We start from the raw sequence: 15,737 nt of genomic DNA, 5'->3' as shown, positions 1-15,737 counted from the left end.
GGGGCCCACGCCCCCGAGCCGGGAGGGAGCACGCGGTGACACGACCGCCGACCGCCGCGCAACGGCGTGTCATCGACGGCGCCGATCCCGTCACCGGGCGCCTGCGGGGCACTCCGGCGCAGCTGGCGGCCCTGGTGAAGCACGGACTCGCCTTCCGGCACCCGCGTCCGCCGCACGACCACTTCCTGACTCCGGCCGGGCACCGGATACGGGAGGCGGTGCCCGAGGCTCCCGAGCCGCCGACGCCCCCGGCATCGAGCGTCTTCACGGCCCGGGTCGGCGGCGAGGAGGAACCGCCGGGGCACTCCCCCGCCCGCGTCCGCGAGGTGCACAGCGCCTGGCAGGGCCTGCTGGAGCTGCGCCGGATGACCAACCCGGACGGCGCCACCGACCGGCCGTGCGGCTGGGAGCGCGCCCATCTGGTGCAGGCCGCCGCACTCGCCCTGGAGGCCGCTGGCCACCGCCCCGCCGGACCGGACGAGGACGGCTACCGGGTGCGCGCCACCCCGCAGCCGGAGGCCGTCGCCGTGCGGGAGTCCGACCCCGAGGCGCTGCGCGGGTGCGCGGCCACCCTGGAGGCGGCGGGCTGGCAGGCCGGCGAGTACACGGAACCCCGCACGAGGGCTCGATATCTACTGGCGTCGCCACGCCGGACGAGATGAGCATGCCAAGATCAAGAGAAAGGGGAAGTCATGACTGAGCCGTTCTCCGTCCCGGTGACCGTCCGCGGCTACGAGACCGACGTCCAGGGACATCTCAACCAGGCCGTCTACCTCAACTACGCGGAGCACGCCCGCTGGGCCCTGCTCCAGGCGGCGGGAATCAGCCAGTCCCGCCTCATCGGCAAGGGCGTCGGCCCGGTCGCCCTGGAGACCACCATCCGCTACCACCGGGAACTGCTCGCCGGCGACGAGGTCGAGGTGACCTGCGGCTTCGAATGGGGTGACGGCAAGACGTTCCGCATCCGGCAGGCCATCCGCAAGACCGACGGCACGGTGGCGGCCGAGGTCACGGCCGTCGGCGGCCTGCTGGACCTGGAACAGCGCAGACTGGTCGCGGACCCACGCCAGTACTTCAAGGAACTCGCCGCGGATCCGGCCGTGTTCGGGCTCTGAGCTACGTCAGCTGCCAGGGGTTGCCCATCCATCGGCCGCCATGCCGTGCCGTGCCTCACGGTCCACCTCGGGGAGCGCTGACGGCTGATGCCCACGGCGCCGCGTTCCCACCCCTTGCCCGAAGTCCTCGGGGCTCAGCCCTGCCCGGCGATCCGTGCGAGCCGTTGGGCCTGTGCGCGGGTGGAACGGGCGATCGCGTCCTCGTCGGCGGTGCGGAGTCGTCCGTTCTCCACGATCTGGCGGCCGCCCACGAACGACGCCGTGACCGGGGCCGCCGCGCCGAAGACCAGCGCGGTCACCGGGTCGGCGATGGAGGCGTGGGCGAGGGTGTCGAGTTTCCAGAGGACCAGGTCGGCGAGCTTGCCCGGCTCCAGGGAGCCGATCTCGCGTGCGCGGCCCAGGACTTGGGCGCCGCCGAACGTGCCGAGGCGCAGGGCCTGACGGGCGTTCAGGGCGGCCTCGCGGTGGGCGCCGAGTCGGTTGATGAGGAGGGCGTTGCGCAGTTCGGTGTGGAGTTCGCCGGACTCGTTGGACGCCGTGCCGTCGACGCCGAGGCCGACGGGGATGCCGGCCTTGAGCATGTCGGGGACGCGGGCGATGCCGGCGGCGAGGCGGGCGTTGGAGGAGGGGCAGTGGGCGACACCCGTCCCCGTCCGGGCGAAGGCGTCGATGTCGGAGTCCTTCATGTGGACGCAGTGCGCCATCCACACGTCCTCGCCGAGCCAGCCGGTGGACTCGAAGTAGTCGGTCGGGCCCATCCCGAACTGCTCGTGGCAGAACTTCTCCTCCTCGACCGTCTCCGAGCCGTGGGTGTGCAGCCGTACGCCGAGACGACGGGCCAACTCGGCTCCCTGCTTGAGCAGTTCGGTGGAGACCGAGAAGGGTGAGCAGGGCGCGACGGCCACCTGGGTCATCGCGTCGAAGGAGGTGTCGTGGTGCTCCTTGACGGTCTGCTCGGTCGCGGCGAGCGCGCCGTCGAGGGTCTCGACGGCGAAGTCCGGGGGCAGGCCGCCGTCCTTCTCGCCGAGGTCCATGGACCCGCGGGCGAGGGTGAAGCGAACGCCCATGTCGCGGGCGGCGCGGATGATGGCGCCGGAGAGGTCGCCGGAGCCCCTCGGGAAGACGTAGTGGTGGTCCATGGCGGTGGTGACACCGCCGCGCGCCATCATCGCGAGCGAGCCCTCGGCGGCCGCCCGCACCATCGGTTCGTCGATGCGTGCCCAGGTCGGGTACAGCGCGACGAGCCAGTCGAAGAGGTTGTGGTCGGTCGCCAGACCCCTGGTGATCCACTGGTAGAAGTGGTGGTGGGTGTTGACCAGGCCGGGGGTGACCAGGTGCCCGGTGGCGTCGATACGGCGGTCGACGTTCTCCAGGCCCTCGGGAGCCCTGCCCGCGCCGAGCGACTCGATGCGGTTGCCGGCGAGGACGACGTACCCGCTCGCGTGCGTGGTGTCGTCGGCGTCGACGGTGGCGATCGCGGCGTTCTCGATCACGGTGCGGTGTGCTGCTGCCATGGTTCGTCCTCAGAGGTTGGTGAGGTCCGCCGGGATCTTCGCCTCGCAGCCGTCCCGCAGGACGGTGGCCTCGATGAGGCCGTACGGGCGGTCCGCGGCCACATACACCTCGTTGTCGTTCTTGAGCCCGAACGGTTCCAGGTCCACCAGGAAGTGGTGCTTGTTCGGGAGGGAGAAGCGGACCTCGTCGATCTCGTCGCGGTGGTCGATGACGCGCGAACCCATCTGGTACAAGGTCTGCTGGAGCGACAGCGAGTACGTCTGCGCGAAGGCCTCCAGCATGTGCCGCTTCACCTGCTCGTAGGAATGGTCCCAGTCGGGCGTCGGGTGCCCGTCGTCGGTCCAGTTGAAGCGCCAGCGGCCGGAGACGTCGGTGGCGAGGATACGGTCGTACGCCTCGGGAAGCGTCGTGTACCTGTCCTTGACGTAGCCCGAGAACTCCGAGTCGGTCGAGTTCATGACGGTCAGGTCCTTGAGCCCGGAGACGACCTCCCACGCGGAGCCGTCGTAGGTGATCTGGGCGAGCCGGGTTTCCTGGCCCCTGCGGACGAAGGAGTGCGCGCCTTCGCCGGAGTGCTCGATGCGCTCCCAGGCGTACTCCTCGATGCGTATGCGGGCCGTTCGGATCGGCTGCTGCGAGGTCACGAAGTGGCGGGCGAGGTGGATGCCGAACTGCTCGGCGGACTCGATGCCGTACTGCTTGGCGAACGCGTACACGGTGTTCTTGGTGGTGTCGGTCGGCAGGACGTTGGCGTTCGAGCCGGAGTAGTGGACCTCGTCCATGTCGCCGGAGAGCGACACGGAGACGTTCAGGTCCTTGATGTGGTGCGTGGCGCCGTGTCGCGTGATCCTGACGACTCGGTTCTCGGCCTTGCCGTACTGATTGGGTCCAAGGATGGGCATGGGGCTAGCTCCCTCGGTATACGGAGTAGCCGAACGGGCTGAGCAGCAGCGGCACGTGGTAGTGCTCGCCCGGCACGACGGCGAACGTGATCGCCACCTCCGGGAAGAACACCCCGGCGCCGCCGTCCCGATTCGCGGGGGCGTCCTGCTGCGCATCGGCTTGCTTGTTCGCGGATGTCTCCCAGTACGGCTCCACCGCGAAGTCGAGCCGTACGTGTGCGGTGCCCTCGGGCAGCGCCGGCAGGTCCTTGCACCGTCCGTCCGCGTCCGTCGCGGAGCCGCCGAGCGCCTGCCAGTGCGCTTCGGGCCCGGAGCGTGCGGCGAGCCGGACGGCGACGCCCGCGGCGGGGCGGCCGGCGCTGGTGTCGAGGATGTGGGTCGACACCGAGGCGGTGGTGCTGGTGCTCATGGTCACGTGTCCCCTTCGGTCGTCGACGTCGGTCTTCAGTCGTCGTCAGTCTTCAGTCGTCGTCAGGCCTCAGTCGCCGTCAGGCCTCAGTCGCCGTCAGGCCTCATCGACCAGTCGGGCGAGGCGGACACGGTTGATCTTGCCCAGTTCGGTGCGGACGATCTCCCGCTCCTGTTCCGGCGAGTTCCCGATCCGCTCCTTGGCCGCGTCCCGCATCTGTTCGCCGGTCCGTCCGGTGGCGCAGATCAGGAAGACATGGCCGAACCTGTCCTGGTAGGCCAGGTTCAGGTCGAGCATCTCCGCCCTGAGCTTCTCGGAGGCGTCGGCCATGCCGCGCTGTTCGCCCGTCGACACGGGGTCGCCGGGCTCGGGGCGGCCGATCGGGGGGTGCCCGGTCATCGCCTCCGTGAGGTCCTCGGCGGTCAGTTCGGCCGTCGCCTTGTCGCTGGCGGCGTAGAGGCTGCCGGTGTCGGGGTACGGGCGGGTGGCGAGCAGTCGCGTGACCCATGCCGTGGAGGCGCAGGTCTCATGGAGTACGGCGAAGGCGGCGTGCTCCTCCAGGGCGTTGAACCGGGCCAGGCCCGGGGGCGTGGAAGTCGACGTCACGGGAGCCTCCGTGGCCACGAAGGGCCTTCGTGCTGAACGGGCTGGGGCCAGCTAACGCCCCTCCGCGCCATCACGTCAACACTTTGTTGAAAATTCCGGGAGGGTCACAGGCCCGGGGCTCCACTCACCCCTCCCCGCCCAGCCCTCTTCGCCTCAGCCCTCTTTTTCGCGATTCAGGTAGTTGTAGACCGTGAAGCGGCTCACCCCGAGCGCGCCCGCGACGGTTTCCACACCGTGCCGCACCGAGAAGGCGCCACGCGCCTCGAGCATGCGGACGACCTCCTGCTTGGCCCTGCGGTCCAGGTCCGCCAGGGGCTTGCCCTTCTTGCGCTCCAGGGCGGCCAGGATGTGGTCGAGGGAGTCCGCGAGCTGCGGCAGCCGTACGGCGACGACCTCCATCCCCTCCCAGGAGAGCACGACGTCGTCCGGACCCGCCTCGTCCGGCGCGAGAATCTCGCCGCCCATGGCGTCGACCAGCGGCTTCACGGCCCCGATGAAGGACTCGCCCCCGGCGCCGGTCACCGGGCACCCTCTCCGATCACGTTGACCTGGAGGGAGATGCGGGTGGCGCCTGACTCCAGGGTCCGGCGGAGCAGGGTGTCCACGGCGGCGAGCACGGCGTCGGCGCCCCCCTCGGCCGTGTTGCCGAACGGGCCGACGTCCACCGCGTCGAGCTCGGCCGCCTCGACGACCTGGCGAGCCACCACCGCGTGCGTGGGCGCCTCGTCGAGGTCGAAGGGCTCCGTCGTGAACTCCACTCGCAATCGCATTGTGCCCCCAGAGCACCTCTCTGACCTGCATTTTTACCCAGATCACCCATCGCGAGGGCACATCAGGGCACAACGGATACGCTTCAGTCGACTGCACCACAGTCGCGATGCGCGGCAGGCCGATCAATTTCACTGCGCCGGACCTGATTCGCCCGCCACGAGGTGACCTTAACCGACCTGAGGACTCCACCGCCCGGCACGTGGACGTCACACCCCCACCACGAGACGCACAGTTCACGACGGCCTCGTCGATGGGAAGTCACCGCGGATGATCCGGATCCTGGTGGTGGACGACGACTTCCACAACAGCCACATCCACTGCGACTACGCGTCCCGGGTCGAGGGCTTCGAGGTGGTCGGCCGGGCAGCGACTGTGGCCGAGACGCTGGAGGCGGTGCGCACCCTCCACCCCGACCTACTGCTGCTCGACGTCTTCCTGCCGGACGGCAGCGGACTCGACGTGCTGCGGCAGCTCAGCGGGGACGAGGGCGGCGCCCGCCCCGACGCGATCATGATCAGCGGCGACAGGGACATCACCTCGGTGCGGACCGCCATGAAGCTCGGCGCGGTTGGCTACCTGGTCAAGCCGTTCGGCTCCGCCGACCTGACCGAGCGGCTCACCGCCTACCGCGAACTCCAGCACCGTGTGGAAGCCCTCGGACTGGCCCCCGGACCGAGCAGGCCGACGTGGACGCCCTCTTCAGCGCCGCCCGGCCACCGGCCGTCCCCCGGGTCCCGGCCAAGGGGCACTCCGCACCGACCCTCGCCCTCGTTAATCGTCCGAAACCTGTGAATCCGTACACAGCAGGAGTATGCGGAGCACCGTGCGCTGTCCGGCCGCCTCCGTCGTCACGGGTCGCCACATCCAGGACCTGGTCTGCGGCCTCGGCTCCGCTGAGTGCGGCCAGGCGGGAGAAGGCCCGGTGCCGCGTCCTGGCGAAGCACACGGCGCCGCACAGTTCACAGGTACGAGGGGCCGTGATCGCCACGCCCGAAGTGTCCGCGTGGGGCAGGGCGGCTCCCGTGCGCCGAGATCCCACGGAGACGGCGCACCCGGGGCAGCCTGGCCGTGACCCTGCCGAGTCACGGCCAGGAGCCGCCATCCGTCACGCGGGCGGTGACGTCACCAGGACGACTTGGTGACCCCGGGGAGGAATCCGGCGTGGGCCTGCTCGCGCATGCGGACGCGGGAGAGTCCGAACCTCCTCAGGTGTCCGCGGGGCCGGCCGTCCACGCTGTCCCGGTTGCGCACCCGGGTCGCGCTCGCGTTGCGGGGCTGACGCCGAAGCTCCTCCACGGCCGCCCGGCGTTCGATGTCGGTGGATGACGGCCGGCGGATGATCTCCTTCAGCTCGGCACGCCGGGCCGCGTACCGCTCAACGATCGCCTTCCGCTTCTCATTCATTGCGATCTTGCTGGACTTGGCCATCAGATCTTCCCTCCCCGTGCACGAACGCGGGCCACGGCGGCCTCGATGCCGATGCTGTCGATGGTCTTGATCGCCTTGGCGCTCAGCGTCAGCCGGATGGTCCGGCCCTCGCTCGCCAGCCAGTACCGCTTGCGCTGGATGTTGGGGTCGAAGCGCCGGGAGGTGCGGCGGTGCGAGTGGGAGATGTTGTTGCCGAAGCCCGGCTGGGCGCCGGTCAGTTGGCAGTGGGCGGACAAGGGGTTACCTGCCTCTCGTCGACGGGCTCTTTTGATAATGGTAACCATTCCCATATAGTCCTGGCTCATGGCCCGCAACGAAGTTCGCCCGATCATCAAGCTCCGCTCCACCGCGGGGACCGGCTACACCTACGTCACCCGCAAGAACCGCCGCAACGATCCCGACCGCATGGTGCTGCGCAAGTTCGACCCGATCGCCCGCAAGCACGTCGATTTCCGCGAAGAACGCTGACCCCAGCGCCTCAGCCACCTCGAAGGACCACGTCATGAAGCCTGGAATCCACCCCGCGTACGGCCCAGTCGTCTTCCGCGACAAGGCCGCCCGCTCCGCCTTCCTCACCCGCTCCACGATGACCAGTGACAAGACGATCGAGTGGGAGGACGGCAACACCTACCCCGTCGTCGACGTCGAGATCTCGAACGTGAGCCACCCCTTCTACACCGGCACCGCCCGCGTCCTGGACACCGCCGGCCGGGTCGAGCGATTCGAACGCCGCTACGGCCGACGTGGGGCCAACTGATGCAGGACGAGGCCCGGCTGCCCGTCGTCATCATCGGCGGTCTCCACTCCGACGCCCGCAAAGAAGTCGTGGACCGCCTGCTGCGCACGGTTGTCGGCAGTGTCGCGCTCCACCACGACCTGGCCACAGCCGCCGACGGCACCGTGCAGCGCAGTGTCCGGGACGCCTCGGGGCAGTTGTCCCGCGGCGAGGCCCCGCTCGTCAACGACTGCGCCTGCTGCGCGCTGCGTGAAGACCTGGTCCCCGAACTGGAGCGGCTGGCCGCAAGCGGTCTGACCCGGCTCGCGATCGTCGAGCTGTGGGACTCCGTCGAGCCCAAGGCGATGGCCGAAGTCGTCGCCGCACACGGCGGCGACGTCCTCGACCTCACCAGTGTGATGACCGCCGTCGACCCCGCCCTCGTGCTGCCCTGCCTCGCGAACGGAGACGACCTGGCGGAGGTGGGCCTCGCAGCGGCGGCCACCGACCAGCGCACCGTCGCAGACACCTGGGCCCGGCAGCTGGAGTACGCGCCGGTGCTCGCACTCGTCGAGAGCGAAGACGCCGACGACGAGGACCGCGCCCTGCTCACTCAGCTGCATCCGACCGCACGCCAGGTGCCCGCCGGATCCGGTGAACTCGGCCAGTTGGCCTTCGCCGGCTTCGACGTGGAATCGGCAGCGGCCGCCCAGCACCCGGCCTGCGCTCTGCTCCCCCAGGAGGCCGACGAGGCCGGAGTCGCCACCCTCGTCTGGCACCGCCGCCGCCCCTTCCACCCCGAACGCCTCTACCAGGCACTGGAAGACCTCTGCTGCGCAGCCGCCCGCAGCCGCGGCCGCTTCTGGCTCGCCGACCGCCCGGACACCCTGCTCGCCTGGGACTGCGCAGGTGGCGCGCTGTGCGTGGAGGGCGTCGGCCCCTGGCTGGCGTCACTGCCGGACGCCGCCTGGGAGATGGTGCCCCCGATGCGCCGAGCCGCTGCCGCACTGGACTGGCACCCCGACCACGGTGACCGCTGCCAGCACCTGGTCTTCACTTCCCCTGGCCTCGACCGGGACGGCCTGGAACAGCTCCTTGAGTCGTGCCTGCTCACCGATAACGAGTACGCGGCCGGCCCTGAGGCATGGAAGCACCTGCCGGCCGCTTTCGACTCCCTCCTCGACCCCGTGTCCTAGACCTGGCCGCCGAGCCGCCCGTCCCGCAACCCACCAAGGCAAGGAATTCTCATGGCCCGCCACGACCCCCGTAAGCCCCTGAAAGCCCGCCCCAACCCGCTCGACACAGCCAAAATCACCTACATCGATTACAAGGACACGGACCTTCTTCGGAAGTTCATCTCCGACCGCGGCAAGATCCGCAGCCGCCGCGTCACCCGCGTCACCGCCCAGCAGCAGCGGCAGATCGCCGCAGCGATCAAGAACGCCCGGGAGATGGCCCTGCTGCCCTACTCAAGCAGGTAGCAGCCTTCCGCCCGCGGACAGCTGGCAGCGGGGCATTTTCATCAAGCGTCCCCGCCGTCGAGGCTCTGATCCCGCAACGGCTCACCCGGCATCCTCCGACGCGCCCCGCTTCCAGGCCGCGTCGCGCAGCAGGCGCAGTCCGTTGAGGCCGACGATGACGGTCGAGCCCTCATGGCCCGCGACGCCGAGAGGCAACGGCAGGTCGCCGGCCAGGTCCCAGACGACGAGGCCGGCGATGAACACCCCGGCGATCGCCAGGTTCTGCACGACCAGCTTCCGGGCGCGGCGGGAGAGAGCGATCACGGCGGGGACGGTCGCGAGTTCGTCGCGGACAATCACCGCGTCGGCGGTCTCCAGGGCGAGGTCGGAGCCCGCCCGGCCCATGGCGACGCCGATGTGCGCGGCGGCCAGCGCCGGGGCGTCGTTGACGCCGTCCCCGACGAGCAGGACCTTGCGGCCCGTCCCCTCCAGCTCCCTGACCGCGCTCACGTGCTGGGGCAGCAGCCCGGCTCGTACGTCCTCGATGCCGACCTCGGCGGCCAGGCGGACGGCGGCACGCGGATTGTCGCCGGTCAGCAGCACCGGCGCGGATCCGGCGAGGTCCGTCAGTGCAGCGACGGTCACGGCAGCCCCCGGACGCAGGCGGTCGGCGAGGCCGAGGACGCCGACCGCAACGCCGTCGGCCGTGACCAGGACGGCGGTTCGCCCGCCGTCCTCCAGCTCAGCCGCGAGCGCCTCCGCCCGGGCGGAGGCGGCGTCCGTCGCGTTTCGAAGCAGCCGGGCCGGGGCGCCCACCGCGACGACTCGCCCGTCCACGACGGCCGTCACCCCCACGCCCGGCGTGGACGCGAAGTCCTCAGCCGCGGCCAGTGCCAGTCCGCGCTCGCGCGCCGCGGCCACCACGGCGCGTGCCAACGGATGCTCGCTGGGGTGCTCGGCCGCCGCCGCGAGCGCCAGCAACTCCCATTCTCTCTGGCCGGATCCAGGCAGCGGCCGGACGTCGGTGACCCGTGGCGTGCCCTCGGTCAGCGTGCCGGTCTTGTCGAAGGCGACCGCGTCGATCTGCCCGAGGCGCTCCATCACCACGGCCGACTTGACCAGCACGCCGTGCCGTCCGGCGTTGGCGATCGCGGAGAGCAGGGGCGGCATGGTGGCCAGCACCACCGCGCACGGCGACGCCACGATCATGAAGGTCATGGCCCACAGCAGCGAGTCGGCCAGTTCCTCGCCGAAGGCGAGCGGGACGAGTCGTGCTCGGGCTCGCGGTGGCCCTGTCGGTCCAGGTCGTCGGCGCACTGCTGGTCCTGACCCTCGTCGTCACCCCCGCCGCGGCCGCCGCCCGCGTCACCGCCTCACCCGTGCTGCTGCCCCTGCTCAGCGTGGTCTTCGCCGTCATGTCGATCGAGGGCGGCATCCTGCTCGCCCTGGGCAGCAGCATCCCCATCAGCCCGTACGTCACGACGATCTCCTTCACCGTCTACATCGCCTGCCGACTGGCGGGCAGCTACCGCACCCGCCGCTGGGGCTCCGGTAGGCCCGCCCCGCAACCTGCATGATCGGGAGCAATCCTAATTAGTAATGGGATCCATTTTCATGTAGCGTTTGGTGTCGCGCCGTTCACCCATCCAGGAGGACCCATGGCCGTTCCCAAGCGGAAAATGTCCCGCAGCAAGACCCGCCACCGCCGCGCCCAGTGGAAAGCGGCCACGCCGACACTCGTGCCGATCACCGTCGACGGCGTCCCCTACCTCGTGCCGCAGCGGCTGGTGAGGGCATACGAGCGCGGACTGCTGCACCCCGAGGACTGACCGCTCATGCCTTACGACCGACTGCCCGTCACCGTCCTGTCCGGATTCCTCGGCGCGGGCAAGACCACCCTCCTCAACCACGTCCTCGGCAACCGCGAGGGACTGCGTGTCGCGGTCATCGTCAACGACATGAGCGAGGTCAACATCGACGCCGCCCTGGTGCGCGGCGGCGAGGCAGCCCTCTCGCGCACCGAGGAACGTCTGGTCGAAATGACCAACGGCTGCATCTGCTGCACCCTGCGCGACGACCTGCTCCAGGAGGTCGACCGGCTGGCCCGCGAGGGCCGCTTCGACTACCTGCTCATCGAGTCGTCCGGCATCTCCGAACCGATGCCGGTGGCCGCGACATTCGCCTTCGCACGCGACGACGGCGCCACCCTCGGGGAGATCGCCCGCCTGGACACCATGGTCACGGTCGTCGACGCCGCCAACTTCCTGCCCGAACTGACGAGCGGCGACGAGCTCGTCGAGCGGGGCCTGGACCAGTACGAGGACGACGAACGCACCGTCAGCGACCTGTTGATGGACCAGGTGGAATTCGCGGACGTCATCGTGCTCAACAAGCTCGACCTCGTCGACGAGGAGTCGACCGACCGGCTGCGGGCGACGCTCACCCGCCTCAATCCGGCAGCACGCATCGTCCCGACCGTCCACGGCCGCGTGAGAGTCGGCGACGTACTGGGCACCAGCCTCTTCGACCTGGAACGCGCCCAACAAGCCCCCGGCTGGGTGATGGAACTCAACGGCGACCACGTGCCCGAAACGGAGGAGTACGGGATCTCCTCGACCGTCTTCCGCTCCGAACTGCCCTTCCACCCCGGCCGGTTGTGGACCTTCGTAACCCAGGAACTCGACAGCGGCGCCTACGGACAGATCCTGCGCTCCAAGGGATTCTTCACTCTGGCCAGCCGCCCGCACGTGACGGGCCTGTGGTCACAGGCCGGCTCCGTCGCACGCTTCGAGCCCTCCAACGCCCGCGACACCGACAGCCCCGCCGGCCAGGAACTGGTCTTCATCGGCACGCACCTGCACGCCGACGCCCTGCACGCGGCACTGACCGACTGCCTGATGACCGACGGCGAGAGCCTGAAGCCCGTCGACCCGTTCCCCGCCTGGGACACCTACGGCATCGACGACACCTGCGACCACGAGCGCCCCGAACTCGTACCGGGCGCCTGAAGACCCCGGGTCGGGCGGTGGACGCAGCCACGGCGCCGCCCGGCCCGGCACGGACACCCATCGGACAGACGAGGATCCGGGGCAGGCCACGCCCGCATCCCATCACGGTGCACGGTACGACCGGTGGAGTGGCCCATGATCCAGGGACGGTGAACAGAGCGCCCCTGACGTTCTCGCGATGATCGTGCTGAGACCACGACGCAGCTGTCCCGTACCCTTCCTCGGAGCCGTCGCGCAGGCCCGGCTCGGGAGGGGGCACGGACAACCGCGAGGGAGATTGCATGGGAGCCGCTGACCGGCAAACTGCCGGAGACTGGAACAGGGCCGACAACCGGGCCCAAGTCAGAGGTGGTCGCGCCAGCGAGTACGGCCAGGACTGCGGGCACGGCCTGACCACCGGCACAGCCCGATGGGAGACGGGCGCACCGCAGTGACTGGCACCGGTCACGATCCAGACCGCCGCCCCGAAGCAGGCGTCAGCGGGCACGGCCACAGTCACGGTCCGGCAGCTCCGGTCTCCAAACACCTGCGCAAGGTCATCGCGGCGATCCTCATCCCGTTCGCCGCGGCCGTGGTGGTCGGGCTCGCGGTGCTGTGGCCCGGTGGTGCCCCATCGCACGAGCGCACCGGAGTGGGATTCGACCGGCAGACCCAGGAGGCGACGGTCAGCAAGGTCGTCAGCGTGAGCTGCAAGTCGGTGAACGCCTCGGGCGAGACCCCAACCGGCGACACCTCCACCGCCGAGGGCTCCTCCGCCCAGCAGCAGGCGAGCGGCACCTGCAAAAAGGCGACGATCCGCGTCGACACGGGCAAGGACAAGGGCCGTACGTTCACCGAGATCGTGCAGCCGGACCAGTCACGTCAGCTGCACGAGGGCGAGAAGGTCGTCGCCGCCTACGAGCCCTCGGCGCCCAAAGACCTGCAGTACTCCGTTGCCGACGTGAACCGCAGGTTCCCGATGGCGCTCCTCGCCGGCATCTTCGCGCTCGCCGTCGTGGTGGTGGGCAGGATGCGTGGCGTCATGGCGCTGGTCGCGCTGGCCATCAGCTTCATGGTGCTGACCTTCTTCATCCTCCCCGCGATATTGCAGGGCTCGAACCCCCTGCTCGTGGCGGTGATCGGGGCGAGCGCCATCATGCTGATCGCCCTCTACATGTGCCACGGGCTCTCGGCCCGCACCTCGGTGGCCGTGCTGGGCACGCTGCTCTCGCTGGTGCTGATCGGCTTCCTGGGGTCAGGCTTCATCGGCTGGGCCGCGCTCACCGGCAACACCGACGACAACACCGGCCTGATCCACGGCCTGTATCCGTCGATCGACATGAGCGGTCTGCTGCTCGCGGGCGTCATCATCGGCTCGCTCGGTGTCCTCGACGACGTCACAGTCACGCAGACGTCGGCGGTCTGGGAGCTGCACGAGGCCAATCCGTCGATGGGCTGGCGCGGGCTGTACCGGGCCGGCATCCGCATCGGCCGGGACCACATCGCGTCCGTCGTCAACACGCTCGTCCTCGCCTACGCGGGCGCCGCGCTGCCGCTGCTGCTGCTCTTCTCCATCGCGCAGAGCGGCGTGGGAACGGTCGCCAACAGCGAACTGGTCGCGGAGGAGATCGTCCGCACGCTGGTGGGCTCGATCGGCCTGGTCGCCTCCGTGCCGGTCACGACGCTGCTCGCGGCGCTGGTGGTCGCGGCCGACCGCCCCCATCAGCGGACCGAAACGGCCACTGCGGGCGCAGTGGCGGCCGACGGAGCTGCCTCGGGCCGGGGCGGGCGTCGGCGTAAGCGTTGAGAGCGACCTCTTCGAGGTGAACCACGGAACGGCGCTGGTTCACCTCGTGAGCGTGAGCGGAAGGGCGTCGGTGTACGAGTTCACCGGCTTGCCGATCTTCTTCACGGACCGGGCGTCGAGTGCGGCGGATGCGGAGTTCGTGCCGAGGTTTCCGCCGGGGTGCCAGGTGACCGTGACGACCACCCCAGCATTGGCGGAGGGGCCAGGCTGCCGTGGATCCGTACCTTCACGGACCGGGCGTCCGCCGCGCAGCAGGAGATCATGATCCGGGACAGAAGCCAGCTGTCGCCCTGCTCGGCGGACGGGACGAAGCCGGTCATCCGGACCGTGCGGCTTGATGGCCCGCGAGCGGTCCTGCTGCACGCGGCCGGTGAAGTCGGAGAGCGTGATCGGAAGCGGCGAGGTCGCAGGCAGCGGGTCGAAGTCGTCCTGCTGTGTGACGACCTTGGCCAGCTCTCAGGAGGCGGTGTACGAACCCCAGCCCACACCGCATCCGCACGCCCTGCACAGCCCTGAAGGGGGCTACATGCATGGGGAGTCCCTGGGACTTTCCTGGGACTTCCGGCCGCATCAACGAGTACGAGCGTGAAATACCCGAAAGGCCATTTGTGCAGGTCAGCGACGCACAACTGTCCATTGCGGCAGGTCACGGGGCCCGCTGGTCTCTTCCGGGACATCTGACCAGGAGGACCCAGTAGGTCTACGCTCAGCGTCGCTCACCCCTCCGAACCCCCAGACAGGTCCTGACCTGCGCGACAATCCTCCACTGCAACTGCCTCCCACGGGGCACATACAGGGCACACACGCCTGGAAAACACTGCGAAGCAACGCGAACGAGCAAGAAGCGTTTCCGCAGGTCAGAGTGGGATTAGTGCGCGTTCACGCAGGTCAGCGCCACGCCGCAGCACTCCACTCGCAATCGCACGCGCTAACCTAACCCGCGGTCGCGCTTTCCGCCCCGGCCCTCTTGACAAGCTCTTACACGGGGCGGCAATCTTCCAATAAGCAGAAATGAACTTCCACATTACGGAAATAGCCACGGGAAGGGAGCGTCAGGGCCGATGCCAGGATCCCCGTCGAGAACAGCCGCGGCGCAGCGCTTCAACGTCAACCTGTCGATCCTCTTCACGGAACTCCCGCTGCTGGAGCGTCCGGCGGCGGCCGCGGCGGCCGGTTTCACCGCGGTCGAGCTGTGGTGGCCCTGGGTCGACTCCCCCGTCCCCGAGCGGTCCGAGCTCGACGCGCTGAAGAGGGCGATCGAGGAGGCGGGCGTCCAGCTCACCGGCCTGAACTTCTACGCCGGTCAGCTGCCCGGGCCGGACCGGGGCTCCCTGTCGGTCCCCGGCGCGGAGTCGCAGCGGTTCAGGGCCAACGTGGACGTGGTCGCCGAATTCGCCGAGTCGCTGGGCTGCGAGGCGCTCAACGCCCTCTACGGCAACCGTGTCGACGGCGTGGATCCGGCCGAGCAGGACGCGCTCGCGCTGGAGAACCTGGTTATCGCCGCCCGAGCCGCCAGAACCATCGGCGCGACGCTGCTGATCGAGGCCCTCAACAAGCCCGAGTCGCCGAGGTACCCGCTGGTGAGCGCCCCCGCCGCCGTGGAGATCGTCGACCGGGTCAACGAGGCCACCGGGCTCGGCAACGCGCGCTTCCTGATGGACCTGTACCACCTGTCGATGAACGGCGAGGACCTGCCGTCGGTGATCGACAGGTACGCGTCGAAGACCGGCCATGTGCAGATCGCCGACAACCCCGGCCGCGGAGCGCCGGGCACCGGATCACTGCCCCTCGCGGACCTCCTCGGCCGCCTCGGGAAGGCCGGTTACCAGGGCTGGGTCGGCCTGGAGTACAAGCCGGGCGACCGACCGAGCGCGGCGGCGTTCGACTGGCTGCCCGCCTAGGGCCGCGTCTGCGGCGTGATCCAAACGACAGGCCCTAGGTGTATTGATCACGAGCGTTGTTAACGCTGGCCGGGCTTGATCATGGCGAAGGCCTCCGTGTGTGGTGGAGGTGTCGAATCTT

The 15,737-nt window shown here is 69.7% G+C and carries 19 protein-coding genes and 3 pseudogenes; 12 read left to right on the top strand and 10 right to left on the bottom strand.

What is annotated here, in order from left to right; genetic code table 11:
* Window positions 1-35: 35 nt before the first annotated feature.
* Window positions 36-662, top strand: a complete 627-nt coding sequence (locus ABZ027_RS38760; protein ID WP_356776966.1) for a hypothetical protein — start codon at window positions 36-38, stop codon at window positions 660-662.
* A 30-nt stretch (window positions 663-692) separates the two neighbouring features.
* The gene (locus ABZ027_RS38755; RefSeq protein ID WP_356776964.1) at window positions 693-1,115 is read left to right on the top strand and encodes an acyl-CoA thioesterase; all 423 of its coding nucleotides are present in this window, start codon (window positions 693-695) and stop codon (window positions 1,113-1,115) included.
* A gap of 134 nt (window positions 1,116-1,249) precedes the next feature.
* Here the strand turns inward: ABZ027_RS38755 and ABZ027_RS38750 are convergent, their stop codons facing one another.
* The 6 genes from ABZ027_RS38750 to ABZ027_RS38725 all read right to left on the bottom strand — a co-directional run bounded on the left by ABZ027_RS38750 (window position 1,250) and on the right by ABZ027_RS38725 (window position 5,317).
* The gene (locus ABZ027_RS38750; RefSeq protein ID WP_356776962.1) at window positions 1,250-2,629 is read right to left on the bottom strand and encodes an 8-oxoguanine deaminase; all 1,380 of its coding nucleotides are present in this window, start codon (window positions 2,627-2,629) and stop codon (window positions 1,250-1,252) included.
* Window positions 2,630-2,638: 9 nt separating this feature from the next.
* On the bottom strand, window positions 2,639-3,532 hold the full coding sequence (gene pucL / locus ABZ027_RS38745; protein WP_356776960.1) for a factor-independent urate hydroxylase: 894 nt from the start codon (window positions 3,530-3,532) through the stop codon (window positions 2,639-2,641).
* A 4-nt stretch (window positions 3,533-3,536) separates the two neighbouring features.
* Window positions 3,537-3,941: a hydroxyisourate hydrolase gene (uraH, locus tag ABZ027_RS38740; protein ID WP_356776958.1), complete on the bottom strand. Its 405-nt coding sequence runs from the start codon at window positions 3,939-3,941 to the stop codon at window positions 3,537-3,539.
* A 96-nt stretch (window positions 3,942-4,037) separates the two neighbouring features.
* Window positions 4,038-4,547: a 2-oxo-4-hydroxy-4-carboxy-5-ureidoimidazoline decarboxylase gene (uraD, locus tag ABZ027_RS38735; RefSeq protein WP_356776956.1), complete on the bottom strand. Its 510-nt coding sequence runs from the start codon at window positions 4,545-4,547 to the stop codon at window positions 4,038-4,040.
* A 153-nt stretch (window positions 4,548-4,700) separates the two neighbouring features.
* Window positions 4,701-5,069 (bottom strand): helix-turn-helix domain-containing protein, encoded by a 369-nt coding sequence (locus tag ABZ027_RS38730; RefSeq protein ID WP_356776954.1) that lies wholly within the window; start codon window positions 5,067-5,069, stop codon window positions 4,701-4,703.
* Window positions 5,066-5,317 carry a hypothetical protein gene (locus ABZ027_RS38725; RefSeq protein WP_356776952.1) on the bottom strand — a complete coding sequence of 84 codons (252 nt, stop codon included), beginning with the start codon at window positions 5,315-5,317 and terminating at the stop codon, window positions 5,066-5,068. The genes ABZ027_RS38730 and ABZ027_RS38725 overlap by 4 nt, the downstream gene beginning before the upstream one ends.
* Before the next feature lie 268 nt (window positions 5,318-5,585).
* On the opposite strand from ABZ027_RS38725, the gene ABZ027_RS38720 reads away from it, so the two are divergent.
* Window positions 5,586-6,110, top strand: a complete 525-nt coding sequence (locus ABZ027_RS38720) for a response regulator (protein ID WP_356776950.1) — start codon at window positions 5,586-5,588, stop codon at window positions 6,108-6,110.
* 330 nt (window positions 6,111-6,440) lie between these two features.
* Here ABZ027_RS38720 and rpsN read toward each other — a convergent pair whose 3' ends face one another.
* Both rpsN and rpmB read right to left on the bottom strand, forming a co-directional pair.
* Window positions 6,441-6,746, bottom strand: coding sequence for a 30S ribosomal protein S14 (gene rpsN, locus ABZ027_RS38715; RefSeq protein ID WP_356776948.1), 306 nt, complete (start codon window positions 6,744-6,746; stop codon window positions 6,441-6,443).
* On the bottom strand, window positions 6,746-6,982 hold the full coding sequence (gene rpmB / locus ABZ027_RS38710; protein ID WP_356776946.1) for a 50S ribosomal protein L28: 237 nt from the start codon (window positions 6,980-6,982) through the stop codon (window positions 6,746-6,748). Before rpmB ends, rpsN begins: the two co-directional genes overlap by 1 nt.
* A 67-nt stretch (window positions 6,983-7,049) precedes the next feature.
* On the opposite strand from rpmB, the gene rpmG reads away from it, so the two are divergent.
* Genes rpmG through rpsR form a run of 4 tightly spaced genes read left to right on the top strand, consistent with a single transcriptional unit; the run spans window position 7,050 to window position 8,942 of the window.
* The gene (gene rpmG / locus ABZ027_RS38705) at window positions 7,050-7,214 is read left to right on the top strand and encodes a 50S ribosomal protein L33 (protein ID WP_134028780.1); all 165 of its coding nucleotides are present in this window, start codon (window positions 7,050-7,052) and stop codon (window positions 7,212-7,214) included.
* 34 nt (window positions 7,215-7,248) lie between these two features.
* Window positions 7,249-7,503, top strand: a complete 255-nt coding sequence (locus ABZ027_RS38700; RefSeq protein ID WP_356776943.1) for a type B 50S ribosomal protein L31 — start codon at window positions 7,249-7,251, stop codon at window positions 7,501-7,503.
* Window positions 7,503-8,657, top strand: coding sequence for a GTP-binding protein (locus ABZ027_RS38695; RefSeq protein WP_356776941.1), 1,155 nt, complete (start codon window positions 7,503-7,505; stop codon window positions 8,655-8,657). Before ABZ027_RS38700 ends, ABZ027_RS38695 begins: the two co-directional genes overlap by 1 nt.
* 51 nt (window positions 8,658-8,708) lie before the next feature.
* Entirely contained in the window at window positions 8,709-8,942 is a 234-nt protein-coding gene (gene rpsR, locus ABZ027_RS38690; protein WP_356776939.1) for a 30S ribosomal protein S18, read from the top strand.
* Window positions 8,943-9,023: 81 nt separating this feature from the next.
* Here rpsR and ABZ027_RS38685 read toward each other — a convergent pair.
* Window positions 9,024-10,187, bottom strand: a pseudogene (locus ABZ027_RS38685) (heavy metal translocating P-type ATPase); the annotation flags it as partial.
* Window positions 10,188-10,189: 2 nt separating this feature from the next.
* Here ABZ027_RS38685 and ABZ027_RS38680 point away from each other — a divergent pair.
* The 4 genes and pseudogenes from ABZ027_RS38680 to ABZ027_RS38665 form a co-directional block, all read left to right on the top strand.
* Window positions 10,190-10,498 (top strand): annotated as a pseudogene (locus ABZ027_RS38680) (metal ABC transporter permease); the annotation flags it as partial.
* Between the two features lie 81 nt (window positions 10,499-10,579).
* Window positions 10,580-10,750, top strand: a complete 171-nt coding sequence (rpmF, locus tag ABZ027_RS38675) for a 50S ribosomal protein L32 (RefSeq protein ID WP_356776937.1) — start codon at window positions 10,580-10,582, stop codon at window positions 10,748-10,750.
* A 6-nt stretch (window positions 10,751-10,756) separates the two neighbouring features.
* Window positions 10,757-11,929: a GTP-binding protein gene (locus tag ABZ027_RS38670; protein WP_356776935.1), complete on the top strand. Its 1,173-nt coding sequence runs from the start codon at window positions 10,757-10,759 to the stop codon at window positions 11,927-11,929.
* 430 nt (window positions 11,930-12,359) lie between these two features.
* Complete coding sequence (locus ABZ027_RS38665) at window positions 12,360-13,715, top strand: YibE/F family protein (RefSeq protein WP_356776933.1); 1,356 nt, start codon at window positions 12,360-12,362, stop codon at window positions 13,713-13,715.
* Window positions 13,716-13,754: 39 nt separating this feature from the next.
* Here ABZ027_RS38665 and ABZ027_RS38660 read toward each other — a convergent pair.
* Window positions 13,755-14,192 (bottom strand): annotated as a pseudogene (locus tag ABZ027_RS38660) (TIGR03943 family protein); the annotation flags it as partial.
* 584 nt (window positions 14,193-14,776) lie between these two features.
* Between ABZ027_RS38660 and ABZ027_RS38655 the strand changes: the two are divergent.
* Window positions 14,777-15,616: a TIM barrel protein gene (locus tag ABZ027_RS38655; protein WP_356776931.1), complete on the top strand. Its 840-nt coding sequence runs from the start codon at window positions 14,777-14,779 to the stop codon at window positions 15,614-15,616.
* The last annotated feature ends 121 nt before the right edge of the window (window positions 15,617-15,737 follow it).

Origin of the sequence: Streptomyces sp. NPDC006332 (genome assembly GCF_040612855.1) — a bacterium.
Taxonomy (GTDB): Bacteria; Actinomycetota; Actinomycetes; order Streptomycetales; family Streptomycetaceae; genus Streptomyces.
Note: the sequence above shows the minus strand (reverse complement) of the source record. Positions and strands in the feature narration are given on the sequence as shown.

Excerpts from the sequence above, each read along its gene's own strand:
- ABZ027_RS38755 (WP_356776964.1), top strand. The coding sequence starts at position 693 with ATGACTGAGCCGTTCTCCGTCCCGGTGACCGTCCGCGGCTACGAGACC.
- ABZ027_RS38750 (WP_356776962.1), bottom strand. The coding sequence starts at position 2,629 with ATGGCAGCAGCACACCGCACCGTGATCGAGAACGCCGCGATCGCCACC.
- pucL (WP_356776960.1), bottom strand. The coding sequence starts at position 3,532 with ATGCCCATCCTTGGACCCAATCAGTACGGCAAGGCCGAGAACCGAGTC.
- uraH (WP_356776958.1), bottom strand. The coding sequence starts at position 3,941 with ATGAGCACCAGCACCACCGCCTCGGTGTCGACCCACATCCTCGACACC.
- ABZ027_RS38725 (WP_356776952.1), bottom strand. The coding sequence starts at position 5,317 with ATGCGATTGCGAGTGGAGTTCACGACGGAGCCCTTCGACCTCGACGAG.
- ABZ027_RS38720 (WP_356776950.1), top strand. The coding sequence starts at position 5,586 with ATGATCCGGATCCTGGTGGTGGACGACGACTTCCACAACAGCCACATC.
- rpsN (WP_356776948.1), bottom strand. The coding sequence starts at position 6,746 with ATGGCCAAGTCCAGCAAGATCGCAATGAATGAGAAGCGGAAGGCGATC.
- rpmG (WP_134028780.1), top strand. The coding sequence starts at position 7,050 with ATGGCCCGCAACGAAGTTCGCCCGATCATCAAGCTCCGCTCCACCGCG.
- ABZ027_RS38700 (WP_356776943.1), top strand. The coding sequence starts at position 7,249 with ATGAAGCCTGGAATCCACCCCGCGTACGGCCCAGTCGTCTTCCGCGAC.
- ABZ027_RS38695 (WP_356776941.1), top strand. The coding sequence starts at position 7,503 with ATGCAGGACGAGGCCCGGCTGCCCGTCGTCATCATCGGCGGTCTCCAC.
- rpsR (WP_356776939.1), top strand. The coding sequence starts at position 8,709 with ATGGCCCGCCACGACCCCCGTAAGCCCCTGAAAGCCCGCCCCAACCCG.
- rpmF (WP_356776937.1), top strand. The coding sequence starts at position 10,580 with ATGGCCGTTCCCAAGCGGAAAATGTCCCGCAGCAAGACCCGCCACCGC.
- ABZ027_RS38670 (WP_356776935.1), top strand. The coding sequence starts at position 10,757 with ATGCCTTACGACCGACTGCCCGTCACCGTCCTGTCCGGATTCCTCGGC.
- ABZ027_RS38655 (WP_356776931.1), top strand. The coding sequence starts at position 14,777 with ATGCCAGGATCCCCGTCGAGAACAGCCGCGGCGCAGCGCTTCAACGTC.